The following is a 23,898-nucleotide window of genomic DNA, read 5'->3' on the forward strand; positions in this document are numbered from 1 at the left end:
ATCAGACGGTGGCGGACAGGGTGGCGAGGAAGGCGTCGATCTCGGCGTTGACGCCGTCCGGGTTCTCGCGCGCCGCGAGGTGGCCGGTGTGCGGCAGCACGCGGAAGGTGCTGCCCGCGATGGCGTCGGCCATCTTGCGTACGACGTGCACCGGGAACTGACTGTCCTCTTCCCCGGCGATGATCAGCACCGGAATGTTCTCGATGGTGGCCAGCCGCCGGTGCTCGTCTTTTCGGCCGATGAGGATGCTGCGCAGCGCCCACGCCACGGACTTGGGGTCGTCGCGCAGGACGAAGTCGGTGAACTTCAGGAACTCCGGGTTGGTGGCCTCGGCGGTCGGGCCGGCGAACGCCGCCCGGGCGGCCCTGGCGGCGAGCCGTGGCATCCTGGCGTGCAGCGAGAGGTAGGTCGCCAGTGCGCCGGCCCAGACGCTCTCGAACATCGTCGGCAACGAAGCGGTGCAGTTGATCCCGATCGCCGCCGCGGTCCGCTCGGGGTGGTAGGCGGGGAAGACGCCGGCGAGCATGCCTCCCCAGCTGTTGCCCACCAGGACGCACCTGTCGATGGCGAGTGCGTCCAGGATCTCGACCAGGACGTCCGCGCAGTCCTTGAGATCGATGATCTTGCGGAGCGCGTCCGACTTTCCGTGGCCGGGACTGTCGATGAGCACCATGCGGTGGGTGGGAGCGAAGTGCTCGTACTGGTAGCGCCACATGGTGCCGTCCATCATCAGGCTGGGCCAGCAGACCATGGCCGGACCGTCCGCCCGGCCTCCCTCCCGCACGTTGATCAGTCCCAGGGAGGTGGGGATCAGCTTCTCGGCGACCTCGTCGAGCTGGTTCGTCGCCATGACAAGTTCCTCTCACGCGACAGATTGGCTACTAGTAGCGTATTGCTACTAGTAGCAATCCACAACTAGTCGCGCGAGGATGTGTTCTCCGCCGCCTCCAGGGGCATCAGAGCCGAGGCGACGATCGGCTGGTGGCAGGCGCTGCAGGCGAGGTAGGGATCGGTCTCGTCGCCGCAGGCCGTGTGCAGCAGCGGGCGGCGCGGCCCGTCACCGCCGTCGGCATGGCTCTCCGCCCACCGGGTGATCGTCACGATGGCCGGGACGACCAGTTCGCGGGCGGCCTCGGTGAGCTCGTACTCGTACCACGGCTTGTCGGACCGGTAGGCGCGCCTGGACAGCAGACCCAGGTCGGTGAGGTCGTTCAGGCGTGACGTGAGGATGTTCCCCGAGATGCCGAGAGCGCGCTTGAGCTCACCGAACCGGCGGACGCCGAAGAACACCTCCCGCAGGATCTGGTAGTTCCAGCGCTCGGAGATCGTGGCGAGAAACGCCTGGCCGTGCTGGAACGTGACGTGCTCGGTGCGGTCGGCCACAGCCCCTCCATGGTTTTGGATCGCAACTAGTTCTTTCAACTTACTAGCTGAGATCATCAACTCACGGTGGGGGAACGGCCCCGCGGGCGCCGAAGAAAAACCGCCCCCGGCCGAAGCCGGGGGCGGTCCACGCGGAGACCCAGCCGAACGCGGAGGCTCAGCCGAACAGCGCGGGCAGGGCGCCCTGGTAGACCTCGCGGAGTTCGGTCAGCGGGATGGAGAACTGGCCCTCGACGGTGAACGAGTCGCCGCCGACCACGCCCAGGCGCCGCACCGGTACGCGGGCGGCCTCACACAGCTGCGCCACCCGTGCCTCGCGATCCGGGTGCACCGCCACCACCGCGCGGGCCACCGACTCGCTGAACAGCTCCACGAACGGGTCGCCCGGCAGGGTCACCGTGCAGCCGAGGCCGCCGCGCAGGCACGACTCCAGCAGCGCCTGCGACAGCCCGCCGTCGGACAGGTCGTGCGCGGCGTCGAACAGGCTTTCGCGCGCCCCCGCCACCAGCACCGACGCCAGCGCGGCCTCGGCCGCCAGGTCCGGACGCGGCGGCAGGCCGCCGAGGTGACGGAACACGACGTTCGCCCACTCCGAGCCGCCGAACTCCGGCCGGGTCTCGCCGAGCAGCAACAGCGACATGCCCTCGACGTTGAACGACATCTGGACCCGGCGGGTCACGTCGTCGTGGATGCCGAGCACGCCGATCACCGGGGTCGGGTTGATCGGCGTGGTGCCGGTCTGGTTGTAGAAACTCACGTTGCCGCCGGTCACCGGAACGCCGAGCGCCTGACAGGCGTCCGCGAGGCCCTCGACGGCCTGCGCGAACTGCCACATCACGCCCGGGTCCTCCGGCGAACCGAAGTTGAGGCAGTTGGTGACCGCGAGAGGACGGGCGCCGGTGGCCGCGACGTTGCGGTACGCCTCGGACAGCGCGAGCTGGGCCCCGGCGTACGGGTCGAGGCGGGCGTAGCGGCCGTTGCCGTCGGTGGCGAGCGCGATGCCCTGCGGGCCGTCGGCGATGCGGATCACGCCGGCGTCGTCCGGCATCGCCAGCACGGTGTTGCCCTGGACGTACTTGTCGTACTGGGAGGTCACGAAGGACTTGTCGGCGAGGTTGGGCGAGCCGGCGAGCCACATGACCGTGTCGCGCAGCTGTTCCGGCGTCGAGGGCCGGGGCAGCTTGTCCGGGGTGTCGGCCTGGAGCGCGTCGAGGTCGGCCGGTCGCTCGTACGGGCGCTCGTACACCGGGCCCTCGTCGGCGGCGGTGCCCGGCGGGATGTCGACGATCGTCTCGCCCCGCCAGGTCATGCGCAGCCGTCCGGTGTCGGTGACCGCGCCGATCACCGTCGCGGGCACGTCCCAGCGTTTGCAGAGCTCGAGGAAGCGCGCGACCTTGGCCGGCTCGACCACGGCCATCATGCGCTCCTGCGACTCGCTCATCAGGATCTCTTCGGGCCGCAGCGTCGGGTCGCGCAGCGGGACGAGGTCGAGGTTCACGTCCATGCCGCCCGTGCCGGCCGCGGCCAGCTCGGTGGTGGCGCAGGAGACACCGGCGGCGCCGAGGTCCTGGATGCCGACGACGAGGTCCTCGGCGAAGATCTCCATGCAGCACTCGGTGAGGAGCTTCTCCATGAACGGGTCGCCGACCTGTACCGACGGGCGCTTCTGGTGGGAGGCCTCGTCGAAGGTGGCGCTCGCCAGCACGGACGCGCCGCCGATGCCGTCCGGCCCGGTGCCCGCGCCGAACAGGATGACCTGGTTGCCCGGACCGGGGGCGGTCGCCCGCTTGATGCCCTCCGGCTTGAGCACGCCGACGCACAGGGCGTTCACCAGCGGGTTCGCGCCGTAACAGGGGTCGAAGACGACCTCGCCGCCGATGTTGGGCAGGCCCAGGCAGTTGCCGTAGCCGCCGACGCCGCGCACGACCCCGTCGAGCACCCGGCGGGTGTCGGGCGCGTCCGGCGCCCCGAACCGCAGGGAGTCCATGACCGCGACCGGCCGGGCGCCCATCGACAGGATGTCGCGGACGATGCCGCCGACGCCCGTGGCCGCCCCCTGGTACGGCTCGACGTAGGACGGGTGGTTGTGCGACTCGATCTTGAAGGTGACGGCCCAGCCGTTGCCGACGTCGACGACGCCGGCGTTCTCCCCCATGCCGACGAGCAGGGCGTCGCTCTGCGGCGCCTTCTCACCGAACTTGCGCAGGTGCACCCGCGAGCTCTTGTACGAGCAGTGCTCGCTCCACATCACCGAGTAGATCGCCAGCTCGGCCGAGGTCGGCCGGCGGCCGAGGATCCGCTGGACGCGGGCGTACTCCTCGTCGTTCATGCCGAGCTCGGCGTAGGGCAGCGCGACCTCGGGGGTCTGGGCGGCGCGCGCGACCGTGTCGAACACGGGCCGCGCCGGCTCGTTGCTCGGAAGGGTCATGCCGAGACCATCCGCTGGACCACGGAGGAGAAGAAGCCGAGACCCTCGCTGGAGGGCCCGGTCAGGGCCTCCACGGCGTGCTCGGGGTGGGGCATCAGGCCGACGACGTTGCCCGCCTCGTTGCAGACGCCCGCGATGTCGTTGAGCGAGCCGTTGGGGTTCACGTCGACGTAGCGCGCCACGACGCGCCCGGACGACTCCAGCTCCTCCAGCGTCTGCGGGTCGGCGATGAAGCAGCCGTCGATGTTCTTGATCGGGATGACGATCTCCTGACCTTCGTCGTACGCGCGGGTCCAGGCGGTCTTGGCGTTTTCGACCCGCAGCCGCTGGGCACGGCAGACGAAGTGCAGGCTCGCGTTGCGGGTCAGCGCGCCGGGCAGCAGGTGGGACTCGCACAGGACCTGGAAGCCGTTGCAGATGCCGAGCACGGGCATGCCGCCCCGGGCGGCGTCGACCAGGCGCTCCATCAGCGGCGCGAACCGGGCGATCGCGCCGGCACGGAGGTAATCGCCGTAGGAGAAGCCGCCCGGCAGGATGACGGCGTCGACCCCGGCCAGGTCCGTCGCCGCGTGCCACAGGGGCACGGGCTCCGCGCCGGCGAGGCGCACCGCTCGCGCCGCGTCGCGGTCGTCGAGTGATCCGGGGAAGGTGATGACGCCCACGCGGGCTGTCATGGGCACACTCCGATCAAGGTGATACGGGGACGCCCATCAGTTTATCCGGGCCCTAGCCTGCGGTTTTCAGCAGTTCGGGGTGGTGGTGCCGGGCGGCGGTCTCGTCCTGCCAGCTGAGACGCTTCTGGAGGTAGACGACCGTGCCGCTGTCGGGGCGGCTGTCGAAGCTGACGTCGTCGACGAGTGCCTTCATGATCGTTATTCCGCGCCCGGACTCGGAGTCCGGGGGGACGCTTTTCTCGGTCTCGCCCGTGAAACCCTGCCCGCGGTCGACGATCTTGAGCACGCACTCGCCCCCGTCGATGCCGGCGATCACTTCATAGCGGGACGTCGCGTCCGCGTGCTGAACGACATTGGTGCACGCCTCAGAGATGGCGACGAGGATGTCGGCGACGCACGCCTCCGACACACCGAGTCCGCGCAGCGTGTCACCCAGGATCCGCCTGATGACCGGCACGCTGAGGGTCTCACGCGGAAGGTCGAGTGAGAACTTCATGTCTACCGGCCACCTCGTGTCGCTGTCCTTACCCCGTGACATGGGACTCGCCCCGTCTCCGTCGAAAATCTTCGAACGTTGGTAAGGCTTCCCCACGTGAAACTGCCGTAATCGCGTCCCCGGCTATCTTTGAGCCACTATTCTGCGCGGAGTTCGAACGTTTCGATGACGGGGTTGGCGAGGAGCGTCTCCGCCATCTTGCGAACACGTTCGGTGGCCGCCTCGTCCGCCGGCCCCTCCAACTCGATCTCGAACCGCTTGCCCTGGCGCACGCCGGTCACGCCTTCGAATCCCATCCGGGGCAGCGCGCGCGCCACCGCCTGACCCTGGGAATCGAGAATTTCCGGCTTGAGCATCACCTCGACGACGAAGCGTGCCACGACTGCCCCTCCCTGATCTGCGGATTTCGTACGGCACCGAAGCGTACGGCACGGCGCCCGGCCACCGTCACGTCGGTGTGAGGCGCTATATATGGATCGTTCACCGCAATCTCCCCCGCCCCCGGAGTCACGGCCGATGCAGATCGATGAGCTGACCGAACCGGAGCGCCTCCTTTGGGAAGCGTTCCCGCGCGGAGAGCCGGTCGACCTGTCCGGTGGCGACCACGACTTCGACAGCACGAACGCCTGGGGGCCCGAGCGCACCGTCCGCGCCGAGGTGATCTCCTCTCTGCTGCTGGGCGCCCAGGACGACGAGCCGGGGCACGTCGCGGCGGTACGCCTGACCGGGGCGCGCATCACCGGCACGCTCAACCTCGGCCATGCCCACGTGACCGTCCCGCTCGCGCTGACCGCCTGCCAGTTCACCGACGCGCCGCACCTCTACTGGGCGCAGCTGCGCAGCGTCCACCTCATGCGCTGCCGGCTGCCGGGGCTGGTCGCCTCCGGGGCCCGCGTCGACGGTCACCTGTGGCTGGAGGGCAGCCACATCTACGGCGGCGTCTGGCTGGACAGCTGCCGCATCACCGGCATTCTCAACCTCACCGCCGCACACCTGTCCCACCCGACCGGCGACGCGCCGCTGCTCGCCGACCGGCTGATCGTGGACAACAACGTCTACTGCGACCAGGGCTTCACCGTCGAGGGCGAGGTACGCCTCCCGGGCGCCCAGGTCGGCGGCCAGCTGATCTTCCGTGGCGCGCGGCTGCGCAACCCCAAGGGCCTGGCGCTGTACGCGAGCCGGCTCTCGGTCGCGGCGAACGTCTTCTGCGACGGCGGGTTCTCCGCCGAGGGGGAGATCCGGCTGCGGGGCGGGCGGATCGGCGGCTACCTGTCTCTGGTCGGCGCGTCGATCAGCCACCCGGGCCGCATGGCGCTGAACTGCGACGACCTGAGCATCGAGACCGACATCTATTGCTCGGACGGGTTCCGCGCCGACGGCGGGGTCAGCCTGTCCGGCGCGCGGGTCGGCGGGCTGCTCAGCCTGCGCGGCGGCCGGTTGAAGAACCCCGCCGGCGTCGCGCTCAGCCTCCAGCGGCTCCAGGCGGAGGAGGTGCTGCTCCGCCCGGCCGAGCCCATCGCCGGCACGGTCGACATGCGGTACGCCCGCATCAAGCTGCTCCGCGACGATCCCCTCTCCTGGGCGCCGCGCTACACCCTCGACGGCCTCACCTACGACACGATCGACCCGCCGCTGACCGCGGGCGAACGCCTCAAGTGGCTGGAGCGCGACGGCGACGGCTACGTGCCGCAGCCGTACGAGCGGCTCGCCGAGACCTACCGCACGCTCGGCCACGACGGTGAACGCCGGGTGGTGCTGCTCGCCAAGCAGCGCCGCCGCCGCGCCACCCAGACCGTGCCGCTACGGGTGTGGGGGTACGTCCAGGACTGGACGGTCGGCTACGGCTACCGGCCGTTCCTGGCCGGCGCCTGGCTCGTGGCGCTCCTGGCGTTCGGCACGGTGATCTTCCAGCACCAGCCGAAGATCACCGAGCCGGGGCACAACACCGAGTTCAACCCGTTCCTCTACACGCTCGACCTGCTGCTGCCGGTCGGCTCGCTCGGCCAGGAGGGGGAGTTCGCGCCGCACGGCGTCTATCTGTGGATCTCCGACGCGCTCGTCGCGGCGGGCTTCCTCCTCGGCCTGACCGTCGCGGCCGGTGCCACCCGGGTGCTGCGGCGCGACTGAGCGCGTCACGGGCCGGGCGGCGGACCCGGTTCGCCGTTCAAGAACGGTCCGCCGGCCGGTTGATGGTCTCGATGGCCCTGGTGCGGGCCTCGTCGTCGATCTCCGGAATCCGGAACCCGCGGCTGCGGGCGTACCCGACCAGGTCGGGCTCTGGCGGGACGCCGTGCACGCGCAGGTGGTAGTGGACCGCGCCGGGCCAGACCCAGACGCCGTCGGTGTGGTAGGTCAGCGGGACCGCGTCGTGGCGCTCCGGATCGAGCGGGTCGGCGCCGAACCCGCGCGCCGCCAGGACGATCGGGGCCCGCTCCAGGTAGTGCAGCAGGGGGTCGCGCTGGTCGTCCGGGACGGGCGGGCGCTGGACGATCGGAGCCCCCGACGCGTCCGTGGAGTCGAACACCCGGGCGACGGCCATCGCCGGCGGGACCGGCTGGGGCGTCCCGGTCAGCCCACGTTCGCTCAGGTACGCCTCGAAGAGCGGGTGGGTCCGCCGGCTCAGCGAGACGATCAGCGCCTCCTCCTCGGCAGTGAGGCGGCGGTTCTCGCGATAGGCGGTCAACTCCAGCGCGTCCATCGTCTCGTACAGCGCCTTGACGGTGCCCTCGCCGAGCCGGTTCCGCGCCCGCGACCGCTCGACCGCCACGACGAACTCCTCGAAGGAGACCTCCTCGAAGTCGGCGCCGAAGTTGTAGGGGATCATCCCGAGGTAGCGCAGCTCCCGGCGGAACTCGCCGCCGTAGGTGTTGAGGGCGAGGCAGGTCAGGCCGCCGCCCGGAGTCCCGACGAAGGCGACCGGCCGCCGCTCATAGACGAAGTACTGGGGAATGTCGCGCTTCACCACGGAGACTCTCTGGTAGAAGACGTCCGCCCTGAGCATAGGGCCGGCGGGCGTCACCCGGCGATCCTCGCAGCGTGTGAGGGGTCCTCGTGGTATCCCAGTCCTTCAGGAGCCTTTGGGCTGTGTCGAGGTGTTCCTGTGCCTCTGCGATGTGTCGATGTTCCGCGCCCGCCATGCCGCGTTATCGACCTTCTGCTGGGTCGGCACGGCGTCGTGGACGGTCCGCGCGATGACGTCTTCCTCGGAAATCGTCTTGGACTCGGCGAGCGTCTTGTTCACCCGCGCCATCCCGCTCTCGAGCTTCCGGTTGACTCGTCATAATTTCGAGGAAACTTAAACGAAGGCGCCGCCTGCGAATTCACGGTTCCAGCGAGACGAGACGCACCTCGGTCATCTCTTGGATCGCGTACGCCGGGCCCTCGCGGGTGTTGCCGGAGTCGCGCACGCCGCCGTACGGCTGCTGGTCGACGCGCGCCGTGGGCACCTCGTTGATCATCACGCCGCCGAACCGCAGCGTCCGCGCGGCCCGCAGCGCCTTGCCGAGGTCGGACGTGAACACGCCCGCCTGCAGGCCGTACCGCGCGTCGTTCGCGAGCGCCAGCGCCTCCTCGAAGGACCGGTAGCGCGTCAGCGTCACGACCGGCCCGAAGACCTCGTCGCGCTGGAGGTGCACGGTCGGCGGCGCGTCCTCGACCACCGCCGGGCGCAGCAGGCCCTCCGCGGTGACGTCGCCGCCGCACAGCACCTTGGCGCCCGCGGTGACCGCCTCCTCGATCCACTCGACCACGCGCGCCGTGTCGTCCTTGCTGATCAGCGCGGACACCTCGGTGTGCTCGTCCAGCGGGTCGCCGAGCCGCAGGCTCTCCACGCCGTGGACGAGCGCCGCGCTGAACTCGTCCGCGACGTCCTCGTGCACGTAGATCCGCTGCGTGGAGATGCACGACTGGCCCGCGTGCGCGAACCCGGCCGTCCGCGTCTTCTCGGCGGCCCGCGCCCAGTCGCCGTCGGTCTCGACGATCAGCGGGGAGTTCGACCCCAGCTCCAGCCGCACCTTCTTGCGCGGCGCCTTGCCCGCGATGGCCCAGCCCACCGGGGCCGACCCGGTGAACGTGACGTACGCGACGTCGTCGTGGGTGGCCAGCGCGTCGCCGACGACCGAGCCGGATCCGGTCACGACGTTCAGCCACCCCGGCGGAACGCCGAGGCCGTCCAGCAGCTCGGCGAGCAGCAGCGCCGACACCGGCGTCTGCGACGCGGGTTTCAGCACGACCGGGCAGCCCGCCGCGATCGCCGGCGCGACCTTGTGCGCCACGAGGTTCAGCGGGAAGTTGAACGGTGAGATCGCCGCGACCACGCCGACCGGCACCCGGAGCGTGAACCCGAGCTTGCCGGTCCCCGCCACCGAGGCGTCCATGGGCACGACCTCGCCGGCGATCCGCCGCGCCTCGGCCGCCGAGAACGCGAAGGTCTCCACCGCCCGCCGCGCCTCCCCGCGCGCCGTCGCGATCGGCTTGGCCGCCTCACACGCGATGGCGCGGGCGAAGTGCTCCAGCCGGGTGTTCAGCGCCGCGGCCGTCTGCTCCAGCACCCGGATCCGGTCCGCCCGTGGGAAGTCGTCCCGGTCGAGGGCCGTACGGGCGGCCGCCACCGCGCGGTTCACGTCATGGGGCCCGGCCGCGGGCACCCGCGCGACGACCGACCCGTCGTAGGGCGCGCGTACCTCGATGGTGCCCCCCTCGCCCGTGGGCGGCCACTCGCCGTCGATCAGCATGCCGGGAAGCTCGAAGGGAGTCATGGCGGATCTCCTTTGGCCTTCTCCCTTTACCGGACCCGTACCCCGTTATGGGCCCGGAACAGCACCGATTCCGGACATCCTGGCGGCTCGGCCGCCGCTTCGCTCAAGCGCCTCTAGCGAACCGCTAGCCGTCATGCGTTGGTGCCACGGCACAACGTTCCGGGTACGTTTCCCGTAGCCGTCATGGCTTGCGCCCTACTTGGAGGTGTCTGCCACGATGACGGTGATACGGCGCCCGTACTCGCCGAGATCCGCGGGACGGGCGGCGCGTAACCAAGGCCGGGAGCGGTGATCCCGCGGGCCGGCCCTGAACGCATGAGGAGTGGCCACGTGACCATCGACGCCGCGCACGGTGCGCCCCCGAGCACCGGTGCACAGTCCCCATCCGCCCCACCCGAACTCGTTCAGCTGCTCACCCCCGAGGGAGAGCGCGTCGAACATCCCGAATACGACGTGGAGCTCACCGCCGATGAGATCAAAAGCCTCTACCGCGATCTGGTGATCGTGCGGCGGCTGGACCAGGAGGCGCTCGCGCTGACCCGGCAGGGAGAGCTGGGCGTCTGGGCGTCGCTGCTCGGCCAGGAGGCCGCGCAGATCGGCTCCGGACGGGCGCTCCGGCCGAACGACATGGCGTTCCCGAGCTACCGGGAGCACGGGGTGGCCTGGTGCCGCGACGTCGATCCGGTGAAGGTCCTGGGCCTGTTCCGCGGGGTCAACCACTCGGGCTGGGACCCCAAAGAGCACAACTTCCACCTCTACACGATCGTCATCGGCAGCCAGAGCCTGCATGCCGCCGGATACGCCATGGGAATCCAGCGCGACGGGGGCGAGGACGCGGCGATCGTCTACTTCGGCGACGGCGCGACGAGCCAGGGCGACGTCAACGAGGCGTTCGTCTGGTCCGCCGCGCAGAACGCCCCGATCGTGTTCTTCTGCCAGAACAACCAGTGGGCGATCTCCGAGCCGCTGGAGCGGCAGTCGCGGATCCCGCTGTACCGGCGCGCGGAGGGCTTCGGCTTCCCCGGCATCCGCGTCGACGGCAACGACGTCTTCGCCGTGCTCGCGGTGACGCGCAAGGCCCTGGACAACGCGCGCAGCGGGCAGGGCCCGACGCTGATCGAGGCGTTCACGTACCGCATGGGCGCGCACACGACGACGGACGACCCCACGCGCTACCGGCTCCAGGCCGAGCTGGAGGCCTGGAAGCTCAAGGACCCGATCGAGCGCGTCAAGGCCTACCTGGTCAAGAACCAGATGGCCGACAAGGACTACTTCGAGTCGATCGACGACGAGGCCAAGCAGATCGGCTCGGACCTGCGCAGACGCTGTCTCGAACTCCCCGACCCCGAGGCGACGGCGATCTGGGAGAACGTCTACGCGACGGACCACTCGCTGCTGGCCGGCGAGCGCGATCAGTTCACGTCCTATCTTGGTTCCTTCGAGGAGGTGACCAGATGAAGCGCGACGGCGCCCTTCACCGGTCCGGCATGAGGGGAGCTCGACGTTGAGCACCGAGACCCTGTCTCTCTCCCGTGCCATGAACGAAGGCCTGCGCAAGGCCATGGAGAACGACCCCAAGGTCCTGGTCATGGGCGAGGACGTCGGCAAGCTCGGCGGCGTCTTCCGGGTCACCGACGGCCTGCAGAAGGACTTCGGCGAGGCACGGGTCATCGACACGCCGCTCGCGGAGTCGGGCATCGTCGGCACCGCCATCGGTCTCGCGCTGCGCGGCTACCGGCCGGTGTGCGAGATCCAGTTCGACGGCTTCGTGTTCCCGGCCTTCAACCAGATCACCTCCCAGCTCGCCAAGATGCGGATGCGCTCACTCGGCACGCTGGAGCTGCCGGTCGTGATCCGCATCCCGTTCGGCGGCGGCATCGGCGCGGTCGAGCACCACAGCGAGTCCCCCGAGGCGTACTTCACCCACACCGGCGGCCTGCGCGTCGTCGCCTGCTCCAACCCCTCCGACGCGTACACGATGATCCAGCAGGCCATCGCCTGCCCGGACCCGGTCATCTTCTTCGAGCCGAAGCGGCGCTACTGGGACAAGGCGCCGGTCGAGCTCGACCTGTCGGCCGCGGCGTCGTTCGAGTCGGCGGTCGTCGCCCGCGAGGGCACCGACGTGACGCTGCTCGCGTACGGGCCGATGGTCAAGACCTGCCTCGAGGCGGCGCAGGCCGACTCGGACCGGTCGATCGAGGTCGTCGACATCCGCTCCCTGAACCCGCTCGACGAGTCGACGGTGATGGAGTCGGTCCGCCGTACGGGCCGGTGCGTGGTCGTGCACGAGGCCCCGGTCTTCAACGGGTACGGCGCCGAGCTGGCCGCCCGGATCACCGAGAAGTGCTTCTACCACCTGGAGTCCCCGGTGCTGCGGGTCGGCGGCTTCTCCACGCCGTACCCTCCGTCGCGCCTGGAGGACCACTACCTGCCCGACCTCGACCGCGTGCTCGACGCCGTCGACCGGACCTTCGAATGGTGAGGCATGGGTGAGCTGAAGCAGTTCAAGCTGCCGGACGTCGGTGAGGGCCTCACCGAGGCCGACATCGTCAAGTGGCACGTCCAGCCCGGCGACACGGTCGAGGTCAACCAGACGATCCTGGAGATCGAGACGGCCAAGGCCGTGGTCGAGCTGCCGTGCCCGTACGAGGGAACGGTCACCGAACTCCTCGTCTCCGAGGGCACGACGGTCGACGTCGGCGTACCCATCATCACGGTCGACGTCGGCGGCTCGGCGCCCGCCGAGGCCGCGAACCAGGTGGCCGAGCCGCAGGCGGACAGCGCCCAGGAGCCGGGCACGGTGGGCAGCGTCGCCCCGAAGGTCGACCCGACGGCGCCGCAGCAGCAAAAGCGCGTGCCGGTGCTGGTCGGGTACGGGGTGAAGCAGGGGACGACGACGCGGCGGCCGCGTAAGAAGGCGGTCTCCGCGGCTGCGGCGGCTCCGGCTCCTGCGGCTCCTGCCGTACGGCCAGTGGCCGCTCCCTCGCCGAACGGCGGCGGGTCGCGGGTCGCGGTGCTGGCCAAGCCGCCGGTGCGCAAGCTCGCCAAGGACCTCGGCGTCGACCTCACCACGATCACCGGCACCGGGCCGCAGGGGTCGATCACGCGTGACGACATCCAGCAGGCGGCCTCCGCGCCCGCTGCCGTCGCACCGGCGCGGCCGGCCGGGGAGCGGGAGGAGCGCATCCCGGTCCGCGGCGTGCGCAAGCACACCGCGGCGGCGATGGTGCAGTCGGCGTTCACCGCGCCGCACGTCACCGAGTGGCTCCAGGCCGACGTCACCGAGACGATGAACGCCACGCGACGGCTGCGCGACCTGCCCGACTTCGAGGGCGTCAAGGTCTCACCGCTGCTGCTGGTGGCCAAGGCGCTCCTGCTGGCCGCCCGCCGGCACCCGATGATCAACTCGATGTGGGACGAGGCCGCCCAGGAGATCGTGGTCAAGCACTACGTGAACCTCGGCATCGCCGCGGCCACCGACCGCGGCCTGGTCGTCCCGAAGATCAAGGACGCCCAGGACCTGTCCCTGCCGGACCTGGCACGGGCGCTGGGCGACCTGGCCGCGACCGCCCGTGCGGGCAAGTCGACGCCGGCCGACCTGTCGGACGGCACGATGACGATCACCAACGTGGGCGTCTTCGGCGTCGACGCGGGCACCCCGATCCTGACCCCCGGCGAGTCGGCCATCCTCGCCTTCGGCCAGGTGCGGGACATGCCGTGGGTGCACGAGGGCGAGATCAAGATCCGCAAGGTGACGACGCTGGCGCTGTCGTTCGACCACCGCATCGTGGACGGGGAGCTGGGCTCGGCCGTCCTGCGCGATGTCGGCGCCATGCTGGAGGACCCGATGAGGATGCTCGCCTGGTCCTGACCGTTCGCCTGAGGGCCGTCCCCGTTCGGTACGGGGGCGGCCCTCAACGGCGGGGCTAGCGAGCTTGCAGGACGGCTTCGATCTCCAGGACGATCCGCACCGTCTCCCCGAGGGCGAGGCCGCCGCCGGGGATCGGGCCGTTGTAGCTGATGCCGAAGTCCGTCCGGTCGATCTCAGCGGTGGCGGTGAATCCGGCGCGAGCGCCCACGGCCGGGTCGGCGGCGAACGGGTCGGGACCGAAGCCGTTGATCTCCAGCTTCAGCGGGACCGGCAGCGTGACGCCCTTGAGCGTCAGCTCGCCCTCCACGAGGAAGCCGTCGCCGTCCGGCCGGATGGCGGTGGACCGGTAGGACATCGTGGGGTACTTGTCGACCTCGAAGAAGTCGGCGCCCCGCAGGTGCTCGTCCCGCTGGGGGTTGGCGGTGTCGACCGAGCTCATGTCGATGTCGGCGGTCACCTCCGACCTCAGCGGGTCCTCGGCGGTGACGATACGGCCCTCGAAACGGGTGAAGTGGCCGCGGATATTGCTGATCATCAGATGCCGGACGGCGAAGCCGACATCGGAGTGAACCGGGTCGATCGCCCAGGTGCCCGCAACGTACGCGGGGATCTCGATCAGGTCGGTGGACATGGTGCTCCTTGAGTTGCTTTGACGCGTGATGGGCCTGCTGGGGGGTGCCTGCGGCGAAGCGGCGCCGCTATCCCCACTGGCCGGGCTGGTAGTCACCCGCCGGCTGCCGGGTGATGACGTTCAGGCGGTTCCAGGCGTTGATCATGGCGATGAGGGACACCAGGGCGGCGAGCTGTTCCTCGTCGTAGTGCCTGGCGGCGTCGGCCCATGCCTCGTCGGTGACGCCACCGGCGGCGTCGGCGATGCGGGTGCCCTGCTCGGCGAGCTCCAGGGCGGCGCGCTCGGCCTCGGTGAAGACGTTCGCCTCCCGCCAGGTCGCCACCAGATTGAGCCGCGTCGCGCTCTCCCCGGCGTGCGCGGCGTCCTTCGTGTGCATGTCGATGCAGCGAGCGCAGCCGTTGATCTGGCTGGCGCGGATCTCCACCAGCTGCTGCGTCGCGGCCGGCAGTGTCGAGTTCGCCGCGGCCGTGCTCGCCGAGGCGGCGTACTTGATGACCTTGGCCAGGACCGGGCTGCCGGTGGGGTCGAGACGGGTGTCCATGCTGATCTCCTTTCGCATCCGCTCTCCCCCCACCGACGAAACGGCCCGGGAAAGTGTGAGGCGCCGGGTCAGCCTTCCTGCTCGGACCGGCCCGCCGTCCACGGCCGGAGCTTCTCGGGGTTGCGCACCGCCCAGATGTGCCTGATCCGGCCGTCGGCGATGTCGAACGCGAGCACCGTCACGGTGACGCCGTCCTGCTGCGCCACCAGGCCGGGCTGGCCGTTGACCGTACGCTCCAGGACCGTCAGACCCGGTGCCCGGCGGGCGATCTCGACCCAGGCGTGCGCGATCTGCTCGCCGCCTTGGACCGGGTCGAGCCGGGCGGCGACCAGGCCGCCGCCGTCGGAGATCGCCGTCGCGTCGGGGTCGAGGAGGGCGATGAGGGCGTCGATGTCCTTGGCCTCCCACGCCTGCTTGAAGTCCCTGACGATGTCGGCGTGCCGGGCCGCCGGGGCCGCTGTCGCGGGAGTCTGTGCGGCGCGGATGCGGCGCCGGGCCGAGGAGGCCAGTTGGCGGCAGGCCGCAGGAGTACGGCCGACGATCTCGGCGACTTCGGGGAAGGGGTAGCGGAAGACGTCGTGCAGGATGAACGCGACGCGTTCGGCCGGGGTCATCGACTCGAGTACGACGAGGAAGGCCATGTTGACCGACTCGTCGAGGGTGACCCGGTCGGCCGGATCGGCGCCGATGCCGCCCGGGCGTCCGCCGCTCCACTCCGTACGGTCGGGCAGCGGCTCGGGGACCCACTCGCCCACGTACCTCTCCCGCCGGGCCCGTGCCGAGCCGAGCAGGTCGAGGCAGACGCGGCCGGCGACTCTGGTCAGCCAGGCGCCGGGGGATTCGATGGCGTCCTGCTGCTGCCGGGACATGGCGTACCAGCGGGCGTACGTCTCCTGCACCGCGTCCTCGGCCTCGGCCAGGGATCCGAGGAGCCGGTACGCGAGGTTGATCAGCTGCCGCCGCTCGCTCATGATCGCGGTCAGGCTCGGGTCGGGCCGGTCGTGTTCCGGTCCGGATGGGGTGCTCATGGTGCCGCTGACTCCCTCGGTCGCATCTGCCCTCACCGGTTCGACGAAACGGCGCACCGGATTGTGAGGCCGACGACCTGAGGAGCATTCTCGCCTTCGTGCGAGGAGGGCCGCCCCGTGGGGCGGCCCTCAGGCGGTGATTCGCGGGTCAGCCCGCTCTGCAGGAGACCGTGGGCCAGGTCCAGGTGCCGTTGGTCTGGAGGGTGACGCCCCAGTTGTTGCCGTTGCCGTTGGGTTTGGCGGTCATCAGCTGGCCGCTGGAGTCCCAGGTGGGACTGATGTTCCAGGTGGCGATGATCTTCTCGGGAGATGGGACGTTCATCGTGACGGTCCAGCTGGTGGAGCCGGAGACGGCGACGTTGAGGTTGTAGCGGTCGCTCCACTGCTGGCCGGCCGACAGCGTCGCGGTGCAGGCACCGCCGCCTCCACCGCCTCCGCCTCCGCCCCCGTCGGGGGCCACGGCGCGGCCGGTCTGCGGGGAGATCATCCCGGCGCACAGGCCGCGACTGGCGAGCGTCTGCGCGATGCGCGGGATCGCGGCGAGCGTGTTGGCGGGCCATTCGTGCATGAGGATGATCTGGCCGTTGGTGAGCCGTGCGTTGGCCTGCACGATCGCGTCGACGCCGGCGCCGTTCCAGTCCTGTGAGTCGACGTCCCAGATGATCTGGGTCAGGCCGTACTTGGCCTCGACCGACTGCAGTGTCCCGTTGGTCTCACCGTACGGCGGGCGGAACAGCTTCGGCGTGCCGCCGCCCGCGCCGGCGATGGCCTGCTGGGTCCGGGAGACCTCCGAGTCGATCTGCGCCTGCGTCTCCTGGATCAGGTGCGGGTGGGTGTAGCTGTGGTTGCCGACCCACATGCCGGCGTTGACCTCGGCCTGGACCTGGGCCGGGTAGGCGGCGGCGTACTGGCCCTCGTTGAACATCGTGGCCCGCAGCCCGTTCTGCCGGAGCGCGTTGAGCAGGGCCGGGGTGTGGTCGTTGGACGGGCCGTCGTCGAAGGTGAGCCCGACGTACCCGTTGCAGGTGGCGGCGTGCGACGGGGTCGCGTACAGGGCTGAGACGACCATGTTCGCCACGGCCATCGCGGCGACGACCAGCGCCGCGACCAGGGAGCGTTTTCGCGGATGTCGTTCGGTGCGCATGCCAGGTGACTCCTTCCGGGCGCGGTGTTTCGCGGTCAGCTCGCGCTGCAGGAGACGGTGGGCCAGGTCCAGGTGCCGTTGGTCTGGAGGGTGACGCCCCAGTTGTTGCCGTTGCCGTTGGGTTTGGCGGTCATCACCTGGCCGCTGGAGTCCCAGGTGGGACTGATGTTCCAGGTGGCGATGATCTTCTCGGGGGACGGGACGTTCATCGTGACGGTCCAGTTGCTGGAGCCGGAGACGGAGACGTTGAGGTTGTAGCGGTCGCTCCACTGCTGGCCCGCGGACAGGGTCGCGGTGCAGCCGCCGCCGGTGCCACCGCCACCGCCGCCACCGCCGCCTCCGGAGGAGGAGTCCAGCGTGATGTTGGAGTTTCCGCTGCTCTGGTATCCCTCAGTCGCGAGGATCTGGTAGTTGAAGGTGCCCAGGTTCATTCCGTAGCGGGCCCACGCGTCGAAGTGGTTGCCGGTGGTGATGGTCCCGCCCGTCCTCTTGGACTGCCGGACGCTCCAGTACTGGTTGAAGGTCGCGGTGCCGATGATGGAGGGGGCGTTGTACCGGGTCGTCTCGTAGATGTCGTACGTGCCGCCGTCGGTGGTCACCGTGCCCTTGTACGTGCCCGTGGGCCGGTAGGTGCCCCAGTTGTCGACGATGTAGTACTCCACGAGCGGGTTCGTCGTCCATCCGTAGAGGGACAGGTAGGCGTTGCCGGACGGGTTGAAGCTGCCCGAGTAGTTCACGGTCCTGCGGGCGCCGGGGTTCCAGCCCTTCCCGGCGACGAAGTTCCCGACGTTGCTCCACGAGGTGCTGTAATTGCCGCCGGATCCGAGGGTCATGGAGCTCGACCCGCCGCCGTCGGTCCAGAACGAGTAGAAGTAGCCGTTGTTGGTGCCGGTCTGGTTCGTGGAGATGACCGTGGCGGCGTTGGCCGTGCCGGGCATGAGCGCCGCGACCACGACCAGCGCGACGGCGCAGACCGCGTTGATGAGCAGCCGGATACTGCCGCGTCTGCGGCCCTTCGGGTAGGCGCGACTGTCGTTCATGCGTGCTTCCTCCTCGTGAACGCTGGCGGGGAGCCAGGCCGGTGAACCCGCCGCGACAACCGCCGGCGGCGGCTTTCTCGCGGCGAGAAGTACCGATCGCTGGGCCGAGTGTGCGCTCGATCAGAGGCAGCGTCAACGATACATTTCGAAACCTTTCGCTCTTGCTGATGACTGTCCACTGTGGAGCACCCTTGACCTGCCAGGCATGCCGTGGGCTGACCGGCGGCCTGCATGAAACGTGAATGAAAGACAAGGCATGGCTCGGATCCGCAGCGCATCGAAACATTTCGAAATAGATCGCTTGTCTGAGGTGGCGCTTGGTGGGCTCCCCTGCCGGCGGCTACGGGCCGTACGTTCGGCGCGCCCTCAGCGCGGCGTGCTTGAGCAGGATCCGGCGCGTCCTGCCGTAGCCGAGGCCGAACTCCGCGGCGACCCGGCGAATCGGCCAGCCCTGCGCGTAGAGACGTACGACGTCCTGTTCCTCGGGGGCGTCGGATACCCGGTGGAGCTCGAGGACATCGGCGCGCCGGAACCTGCGCTGCCCGCCCGGCGTACGCGCGGCGGGCTTGAGTACTCCGGTACGGGCCAACGCGCCGACGGTCGCCGCACTTACGCAGAGCATCTCGGCCACCTCTCGGGGCCGGAGCAGATCATCGTCGTTCACGAGGAAATCTGCTCCAGAATGCGCACCGCCGCCCCGGCCGGATCGCGAACGGAATGCCGATTTCCGTCGCCGCGCCATTCGAACAACTCGCCCGCGACACCGACCGTGATCCATTCTGACGGTCGCGTCCTCGCGCGAATCACCGCCGCCGGCCGCGCGTCAATCATTCCGACGCTCATGCCGATTTTCGCCGACTCCCGGCAGAGCGCGGCGACCGGCGCCAGCTCCTCGGGCATCACGCGACAACCTTGCGAATCACGGCCACGGCCGTCTTGATCTGGTGTGCGGGACAGATCGGCATGTCCCACGACCAGTACCAGGTGAGCACCTCTTCCCGGTCCGGCCGAAGCGTGATCACCTCATTGAAGTACTCGTTATGGCCAGGCGCGTGAATCTTGATACGAGTGGACGGCTCGACGACGGTCGTCCTCAGCCCGACCCGCTCGCATGCCTCGGCAAGTCGCTCGATTAGTTCGTCCGCATTCTCATCGGTCACGACCACGAGAATTGCAGCTTTGCCTTAGCCTGATGGCATTAAGCACTGCCAAGCCACGAGCGTTGCTCTTGGATCTCCTGGGCATTGAAGGTCCCTGAAGACGGACATATGGAGGCGAATCACGATGGAATACACGCCGATGGCTATATGGGGTCGTGAGCTCAAGCACTACCGCCAGGCGGCCGGATTGACGCAGGCGGAGCTGGCAGCAAAGATCAACTATTCGACCTCACTCATCAGCCAGATCGAAACCGGCCAGATCCCGGCCACGCCTGAGTTCGCCGAGGCCTGCGACGAGGAACTCGACACCGGCGGTGCGCTGACCCGAATCCTCGACTACCGGAAGGGCGCTGTCTTCCCGTCATGGCTGCTCAAATGGATTACCTACGAAGAGGGTGCGGAGAGTCTGAAGACGTATCAGTCGAACGTGGTCTACAGCCTGCTCCAGACGGAGGCGTACGCGTCGGCTCTTCTAGGCCGAGACGAGGCAGAGACGGCCGCACGACTGAAGCGGCAAGCGATACTCGATCGACCTGAACCTCCGGCCCTTCATGTCGTACTCGATGAGGTCGTGTTGTGGCGAGATATCGGTGGCCCGAAGGCCATGTACGAACAGCTCATGCGCCTTGCCGAGATCTCACCCTCCTGCGTCAAGATCCAGATTCTGCCGAACAATGCGAACCTTGGGAGGCATGCACCGTTCGTGCTCGCTACCCTGACGGATGGCAGCGCGTGCTTAATGGAAACCCCGGTCCACGGCTTGGTGACCGTCTCGCCCCAGGACCTGGCAGGAGTCGGTGAGCTGTGGGAGACGATCCTGGCCGACGCGCTGCCGGTGAACATGTCCAAGGACTTGATCAAACGGACAGCGGAGGAGCGATGGGCGTCGTAACAACCACGTGGCGTAAGTCCAGCCGATCGGGCGGCTCCGGTACCGAATGCGTCGAGGTCGCCGTCGCAGAGAAAGAACGCGACTGATCTGACGTGCGAAAACGCCCGGCTCCCGTTGTGCGGCAGCTGGGCGTTTCCGCGTCGGCCCCTAGTGCGGTGACCACATACGTTCACCGGGTCTGGTGACACGCCGGTCGGCGTCCGTGATGGTGGGGTTTGCCGGCCTCAATCTCCTTAGCGACCAGATCGCTGATGACAGGGAGGCCATCGGGTGGCAGAGCCGGTGTGCGCGTACGTCGGTTGAGTGATCAGGAAGGTCGGTCGCTCAGAATTCGACCCGCACGACTGAGGCGGGCTTGATGATCCCGGCAGGGTTCGGCGGCGTGTGCCCGCCGTCCGTGGTGACGTAGGCGACGCGACCGTAGTCACCGGCACCGCGGCCCCATGCGGCGCTGGACGGTCCGAGGAACCGGTGGTCGATCGGGTCGCCGGCCACAATGGTGGCCTCCGTGGCCGAGGCCGCCGGGTCCAGCGGGACGCGGTGCAGGGTGTTGTCGATGTGGGTCGTGATGTAGGCGACGCCGGCGTTCTCGTCCATGCAGAAGTCGTCGACCGCATGGATGCCCTTCGCGACCACCTCCGGTTCACCCACCCGCTCGTGGGTCACCGGATCGACGGCCACGCGCATGAAGGTCTGCTCCCACGAGCCGGTGTAGTACACGTGGTCGGACTGCTCGGCTGCGCGGACGCCGTTGACGCCCGGGTAGGGGATGGAGAAGGTCTGCGTCAGGTGGACGGCCCGCTCCGGATCTGTGCCCGGTGTCATGGAGTCGTGCCGCAGCCAGACCTTGGCGGTCCCGGCAAGACCGTCCTCGGTCAGGTCGACCCGCCAGATCAGGCCGGCCGCACAGTCGGCGATCAGGATCACGCCTGGAGCCAGCAGGCAGCTGCCGTTCAGGCCCGCCGCGTGCGATTCGAAGGTCAGCACCCGGGTCCGGTTCACCGGTGCACCGGGAGTCCAGCCGCGCAGGTCGAAACGATCCAGCGCAGCCGGGGCCATGGAAGAGACGTAGAACACGTCAGGCTCGGCCTCGACGATGCTCATCGGCAGGCCCTCGAGCCTGTCTACGAGGACCGCACCGATGGTCGCGTCCTTGGCCGGCGCGGGCACCCACCACAGTTCCTTGCGGTTGAGAGCGGTCACCAGCATCGAACCGTCGGCACGGACGGCGATGTTCTCCAGGAAATAGTGCTCCGGCAGTGTCGCGATCGTCGTCAGCCTCGGCTTGTTGTCAATCGTCACTTGGATTCTCCTCAGATGGTAGGAAGGCGGCACCGAGAATTACGGTCGCCGTGATGTCGTAAGCGGATGTCGGCTATTCGGGGGCAGGTACCTGGAACATGGTCAGCAGGGTGCACACCGTTTGGTACTGACCCATGACCGCGCCGATGTCATACAGGCCCTGCTGGCCGAATGCCTCCTCGGCCGCATGGTAGAGATCGTCGTCGAGACGGTGTTCGATGAGCAGTTGCCGCGCGACACGTACCGCGAGCTTCTCGTCGTCGCTCAGATCGTCCGGCACATCACCTTCACCGAGGGCCTTGATGACTTCCGGCGAGAGACCGAGCCGGCAGGCCAGGATCTTGTGTGCGTACAGCTCGTATTGGGCACCGGCTCCCCACGCTGCACCGACGGCGACGATCACGACCTCGCGCACCCGGTCCGGCAGTGAGGTGTGGTCCGATTCCGCGGCTGCGAATCCGAGGAACGGCAACGCGATCTCCGGGTGGCGCAGGAAAGTGTTGAACGGGCCGATGAGTCGCCCGCCGTCGGTTCTGATCCGAAATCCGGCGTCATTCGCCCATGGCAACTGGTTTGCCATCACTGAATCGAAGAGTTCTTGCTGTGTGTGCGTCAATGTCGACGGGTCGGCCAATGGCAGGCGCCCGCCCAGCGCATCGTCACCAACTTTCATATTTCAAGTTTTATCGGGACGCCGCACAATGTCCAACGACGGTTTTCGATAACTCCGATCGGAACCGGAGATAAGTCGATACTTCAGCAGTTCTACGCCACGTATCGCTCGACATACTGCTCGAACGCTCGGGCAGCGGCCCCGGGGGTACGGCCGGTGGCCGTGGCCAATGAGATGGGCCAGTCGAGGTCGGCGCCGGTGACGCGGAGCACGGCCAGGTCCTCGTCGGGCAGCAGGACCGTGCGCGGGAGCAGGGCGACGCCGAAGCGGTGGCGGACGAAGTCGGTGCCGGCGGTGATGTCGGTGATCTCGATCGTGACGTGGTGCGTGAGTCCGGCGGCGTCGAACGCTCGATCGGTCACGGTGCGGTTGCCGTACCCGAGCGGAAAGTCGATGAAGGACTCGTCGGCCAGTTCGGTGATCGCCACCTCGCTCCGCCCCGCGAGTGGATGATCTCGCGGGACGACGAGATCCAACGGGATGGATGTGAGATCCCGGACGCGCACACCGGCCGGTTGGTGGCCGGGCATCGAGACGAACGCCAGATCGAGCCGGCCCTCGGCCAACGCCGCCACGAGTCCTGGCGATCCGGTGCCGACGATCGCGAGGTGGATGGACACGGCGGGGTATTCGTGGTGGAACTGTCCCAACAGGGCGGGCAGGTCGATCAGCCCGAGTGAACTCATCGTCCCGATGCGCAGCGTGCCGCGGATGCCACCGGTGACCTGGTGAACCGCGTCACGCGCGTCCCGGGCGGCCTCGAGGGTCGCCCGCGCCTTCGGCAGCAGTTGCAGCCCGGCGTCGGTGAGCGCGATCTGCCGGGTGGTGCGCAGCAGGAGCGGTGTCTCCAACTCCCGTTCCAGGGATGCGATCGTCGCCGACACCGCGGACTGGACAACGTGCAGCCGAGCCGCGGCCCGGGTGAAGCTGGACTCCTCCACGACGGCGACGAAGCACTCCAACTGGCGCAGCTCCATGCGCCGATTATCACATCGGCCGATCAATCGGACGGCACACAGCGAGCACGATTCGACGGCGTCAGCAGCGGGTTCGGGCGGTGTCGCTCATTCGTCGCCGCTGGCCGAGCACGCGATGGTCCCGAACATGGCGCTGAAGGATGTGGCCGGGCAGATCACTGCCGGAGCCGCCGAGGCCGGCGTGCATGACGAGGGCCGGTGGGCTGCGCTAGCTGCTCTTGGCGGTGGGGGTGGGCTCTGGTTCGGCTGACAGAAGAGACGGGTGGGCGGCCTTCCAGGCCGCCTCGATCATTTGGAAGATCTCGTTCACCGCGGCCTCTGGGTCGGTTGCCTCGCGGGCCAGGGAGTAGGCGTCGATCGCGAATCTTGCGATCGTCCGGCAGGCCGTCGTGGCCGGTGGCAGGTCGAGATCGGCGGCGATGGCCGTTGCCAGCGACTCCGCGTGGCGCAGCCTCATCGACTCCTCGTACTCCCGCAGGTCCGGTGATTCGTCGATCATGCGCCAGATCGGGGCGGCACTGTCCGCCGTGCAGTGGCGCACCAAGGCCTGGATCTCGCGGCGCAGCGCAGGAACGAGCGGCTCGTCCGGCGCCCGGTCGGTGACCGCCCGTGTGAGGCGTTGCTCGAAGTCCTGGTCCTGCTCGAACACCAGGGCCTCTTTCGAGGCGAAGTGGGAGAAGAGCGTGGTGACGGCCACGTCGGCCTCGGCGGCCACGTCACGGATGCCCACCGCGTCGTACCCGCGTTCGAGGAAGAGCCGCAGGGCGGCGTCAGCGATCTTCTGGCGGGTCGCGGCCTTCTTACGCTCACGGCGCCCGGGCGGCACGGTCATGCGCCAACGCTAGCAGGTACAAAGTCGTAACGGTTTCAAAAACCTAACGGTTAGTGCTACGGTCGCCCG

27 protein-coding genes are annotated in these 23,898 nt (G+C 69.0%); 6 read left to right on the top strand and 21 right to left on the bottom strand.

Features of this window, described 5'->3' with window-relative positions; translation table 11 throughout:
* Position 1: 1 nt before the first annotated feature.
* The 6 genes from OG417_RS04270 to purS all read right to left on the bottom strand — a co-directional run bounded on the left by OG417_RS04270 (position 2) and on the right by purS (position 5,361).
* On the bottom strand, positions 2-850 hold the full coding sequence (locus tag OG417_RS04270; RefSeq protein WP_329250031.1) for an alpha/beta fold hydrolase: 849 nt from the start codon (positions 848-850) through the stop codon (positions 2-4).
* A gap of 65 nt (positions 851-915) precedes the next feature.
* Positions 916-1,383 carry a winged helix-turn-helix transcriptional regulator gene (locus OG417_RS04275; RefSeq protein WP_329250034.1) on the bottom strand — a complete coding sequence of 156 codons (468 nt, stop codon included), beginning with the start codon at positions 1,381-1,383 and terminating at the stop codon, positions 916-918.
* A 157-nt stretch (positions 1,384-1,540) separates the two neighbouring features.
* Entirely contained in the window at positions 1,541-3,811 is a 2,271-nt protein-coding gene (purL, locus tag OG417_RS04280; protein WP_329250038.1) for a phosphoribosylformylglycinamidine synthase subunit PurL, read from the bottom strand.
* The gene (gene purQ / locus OG417_RS04285) at positions 3,808-4,485 is read right to left on the bottom strand and encodes a phosphoribosylformylglycinamidine synthase subunit PurQ (protein WP_329250041.1); all 678 of its coding nucleotides are present in this window, start codon (positions 4,483-4,485) and stop codon (positions 3,808-3,810) included. The genes purL and purQ overlap by 4 nt, the downstream gene beginning before the upstream one ends.
* Before the next feature lie 52 nt (positions 4,486-4,537).
* Entirely contained in the window at positions 4,538-4,981 is a 444-nt protein-coding gene (locus tag OG417_RS04290) for an ATP-binding protein (protein ID WP_329250044.1), read from the bottom strand.
* 137 nt (positions 4,982-5,118) lie between these two features.
* A complete protein-coding gene (gene purS, locus OG417_RS04295; protein ID WP_329250046.1) occupies positions 5,119-5,361 on the bottom strand; it encodes a phosphoribosylformylglycinamidine synthase subunit PurS in 243 nt (80 codons plus the stop codon).
* 136 nt (positions 5,362-5,497) lie between these two features.
* On the opposite strand from purS, the gene OG417_RS04300 reads away from it, so the two are divergent.
* Positions 5,498-7,108 (top strand): hypothetical protein, encoded by a 1,611-nt coding sequence (locus OG417_RS04300; protein WP_329250049.1) that lies wholly within the window; start codon positions 5,498-5,500, stop codon positions 7,106-7,108.
* A 37-nt stretch (positions 7,109-7,145) separates the two neighbouring features.
* Here OG417_RS04300 and OG417_RS04305 read toward each other — a convergent pair whose 3' ends face one another.
* From OG417_RS04305 to OG417_RS04315, 3 genes are all read right to left on the bottom strand, one after another.
* Positions 7,146-7,943, bottom strand: coding sequence for a hypothetical protein (locus tag OG417_RS04305; protein WP_329250051.1), 798 nt, complete (start codon positions 7,941-7,943; stop codon positions 7,146-7,148).
* Positions 7,944-8,048: 105 nt separating this feature from the next.
* A complete protein-coding gene (locus tag OG417_RS04310; RefSeq protein WP_329250054.1) occupies positions 8,049-8,222 on the bottom strand; it encodes a hypothetical protein in 174 nt (57 codons plus the stop codon).
* Between the two features lie 79 nt (positions 8,223-8,301).
* Positions 8,302-9,738, bottom strand: a complete 1,437-nt coding sequence (locus OG417_RS04315) for an aldehyde dehydrogenase family protein (RefSeq protein WP_329250057.1) — start codon at positions 9,736-9,738, stop codon at positions 8,302-8,304.
* Between the two features lie 330 nt (positions 9,739-10,068).
* Here OG417_RS04315 and pdhA point away from each other — a divergent pair, with 330 nt between their 5' ends.
* The 3 genes from pdhA to OG417_RS04330 are packed head-to-tail and all read left to right on the top strand — an operon-like array spanning position 10,069 to position 13,609.
* On the top strand, positions 10,069-11,196 hold the full coding sequence (gene pdhA, locus OG417_RS04320; protein WP_442875654.1) for a pyruvate dehydrogenase (acetyl-transferring) E1 component subunit alpha: 1,128 nt from the start codon (positions 10,069-10,071) through the stop codon (positions 11,194-11,196).
* Between the two features lie 46 nt (positions 11,197-11,242).
* Positions 11,243-12,220: an alpha-ketoacid dehydrogenase subunit beta gene (locus tag OG417_RS04325; protein ID WP_329250060.1), complete on the top strand. Its 978-nt coding sequence runs from the start codon at positions 11,243-11,245 to the stop codon at positions 12,218-12,220.
* A 3-nt stretch (positions 12,221-12,223) separates the two neighbouring features.
* The gene (locus tag OG417_RS04330) at positions 12,224-13,609 is read left to right on the top strand and encodes a dihydrolipoamide acetyltransferase family protein (protein ID WP_329250062.1); all 1,386 of its coding nucleotides are present in this window, start codon (positions 12,224-12,226) and stop codon (positions 13,607-13,609) included.
* Positions 13,610-13,664: 55 nt separating this feature from the next.
* On the opposite strand, the gene OG417_RS04335 is transcribed toward OG417_RS04330, so the two are convergent.
* From OG417_RS04335 to OG417_RS04370, 8 genes are all read right to left on the bottom strand, one after another.
* Positions 13,665-14,240, bottom strand: coding sequence for a YceI family protein (locus OG417_RS04335; protein WP_329250065.1), 576 nt, complete (start codon positions 14,238-14,240; stop codon positions 13,665-13,667).
* 67 nt (positions 14,241-14,307) lie between these two features.
* Entirely contained in the window at positions 14,308-14,781 is a 474-nt protein-coding gene (locus OG417_RS04340; protein WP_329250067.1) for a carboxymuconolactone decarboxylase family protein, read from the bottom strand.
* Between the two features lie 68 nt (positions 14,782-14,849).
* Positions 14,850-15,809, bottom strand: a complete 960-nt coding sequence (gene sigJ / locus OG417_RS04345) for an RNA polymerase sigma factor SigJ (protein WP_329250070.1) — start codon at positions 15,807-15,809, stop codon at positions 14,850-14,852.
* Between the two features lie 148 nt (positions 15,810-15,957).
* The gene (locus OG417_RS04350; protein WP_329250073.1) at positions 15,958-16,953 is read right to left on the bottom strand and encodes a polysaccharide deacetylase family protein; all 996 of its coding nucleotides are present in this window, start codon (positions 16,951-16,953) and stop codon (positions 15,958-15,960) included.
* Between the two features lie 35 nt (positions 16,954-16,988).
* The gene (locus OG417_RS04355) at positions 16,989-17,993 is read right to left on the bottom strand and encodes a glycoside hydrolase family 11 protein (RefSeq protein WP_329250076.1); all 1,005 of its coding nucleotides are present in this window, start codon (positions 17,991-17,993) and stop codon (positions 16,989-16,991) included.
* A gap of 340 nt (positions 17,994-18,333) precedes the next feature.
* Positions 18,334-18,735, bottom strand: a complete 402-nt coding sequence (locus tag OG417_RS04360; RefSeq protein ID WP_329250079.1) for a helix-turn-helix domain-containing protein — start codon at positions 18,733-18,735, stop codon at positions 18,334-18,336.
* Positions 18,654-18,893 carry a hypothetical protein gene (locus OG417_RS04365; protein ID WP_329250082.1) on the bottom strand — a complete coding sequence of 80 codons (240 nt, stop codon included), beginning with the start codon at positions 18,891-18,893 and terminating at the stop codon, positions 18,654-18,656. Before OG417_RS04365 ends, OG417_RS04360 begins: the two co-directional genes overlap by 82 nt.
* Entirely contained in the window at positions 18,893-19,153 is a 261-nt protein-coding gene (locus OG417_RS04370) for a hypothetical protein (protein ID WP_329250086.1), read from the bottom strand. The genes OG417_RS04365 and OG417_RS04370 overlap by 1 nt, the downstream gene beginning before the upstream one ends.
* A gap of 124 nt (positions 19,154-19,277) precedes the next feature.
* Here OG417_RS04370 and OG417_RS04375 point away from each other — a divergent pair, with 124 nt between their 5' ends.
* Together OG417_RS04375 and OG417_RS54205 are read left to right on the top strand one after the other, a co-directional pair.
* Positions 19,278-20,045 (top strand): helix-turn-helix domain-containing protein, encoded by a 768-nt coding sequence (locus tag OG417_RS04375; protein ID WP_329250089.1) that lies wholly within the window; start codon positions 19,278-19,280, stop codon positions 20,043-20,045.
* The gene (locus OG417_RS54205; RefSeq protein ID WP_442875655.1) at positions 20,033-20,131 is read left to right on the top strand and encodes a DUF397 domain-containing protein; all 99 of its coding nucleotides are present in this window, start codon (positions 20,033-20,035) and stop codon (positions 20,129-20,131) included. Before OG417_RS04375 ends, OG417_RS54205 begins: the two co-directional genes overlap by 13 nt.
* 238 nt (positions 20,132-20,369) lie before the next feature.
* Here the strand turns inward: OG417_RS54205 and OG417_RS04380 are convergent, their stop codons facing one another.
* The 4 genes from OG417_RS04380 to OG417_RS04395 all read right to left on the bottom strand — a co-directional run bounded on the left by OG417_RS04380 (position 20,370) and on the right by OG417_RS04395 (position 23,829).
* Complete coding sequence (locus tag OG417_RS04380) at positions 20,370-21,347, bottom strand: hypothetical protein (RefSeq protein ID WP_329250091.1); 978 nt, start codon at positions 21,345-21,347, stop codon at positions 20,370-20,372.
* A 73-nt stretch (positions 21,348-21,420) separates the two neighbouring features.
* Complete coding sequence (locus tag OG417_RS04385) at positions 21,421-22,020, bottom strand: carboxymuconolactone decarboxylase family protein (RefSeq protein ID WP_329250094.1); 600 nt, start codon at positions 22,018-22,020, stop codon at positions 21,421-21,423.
* 92 nt (positions 22,021-22,112) lie between these two features.
* On the bottom strand, positions 22,113-22,997 hold the full coding sequence (locus tag OG417_RS04390; protein ID WP_329250096.1) for a LysR family transcriptional regulator: 885 nt from the start codon (positions 22,995-22,997) through the stop codon (positions 22,113-22,115).
* Positions 22,998-23,205: 208 nt separating this feature from the next.
* The gene (locus OG417_RS04395; RefSeq protein ID WP_329250098.1) at positions 23,206-23,829 is read right to left on the bottom strand and encodes a TetR/AcrR family transcriptional regulator; all 624 of its coding nucleotides are present in this window, start codon (positions 23,827-23,829) and stop codon (positions 23,206-23,208) included.
* Positions 23,830-23,898: the final 69 nt, after the last annotated feature.

Source organism: Actinoallomurus sp. NBC_01490, from assembly GCF_036227085.1.
Classification (GTDB): domain Bacteria; phylum Actinomycetota; class Actinomycetes; order Streptosporangiales; family Streptosporangiaceae; genus Actinoallomurus; species Actinoallomurus oryzae.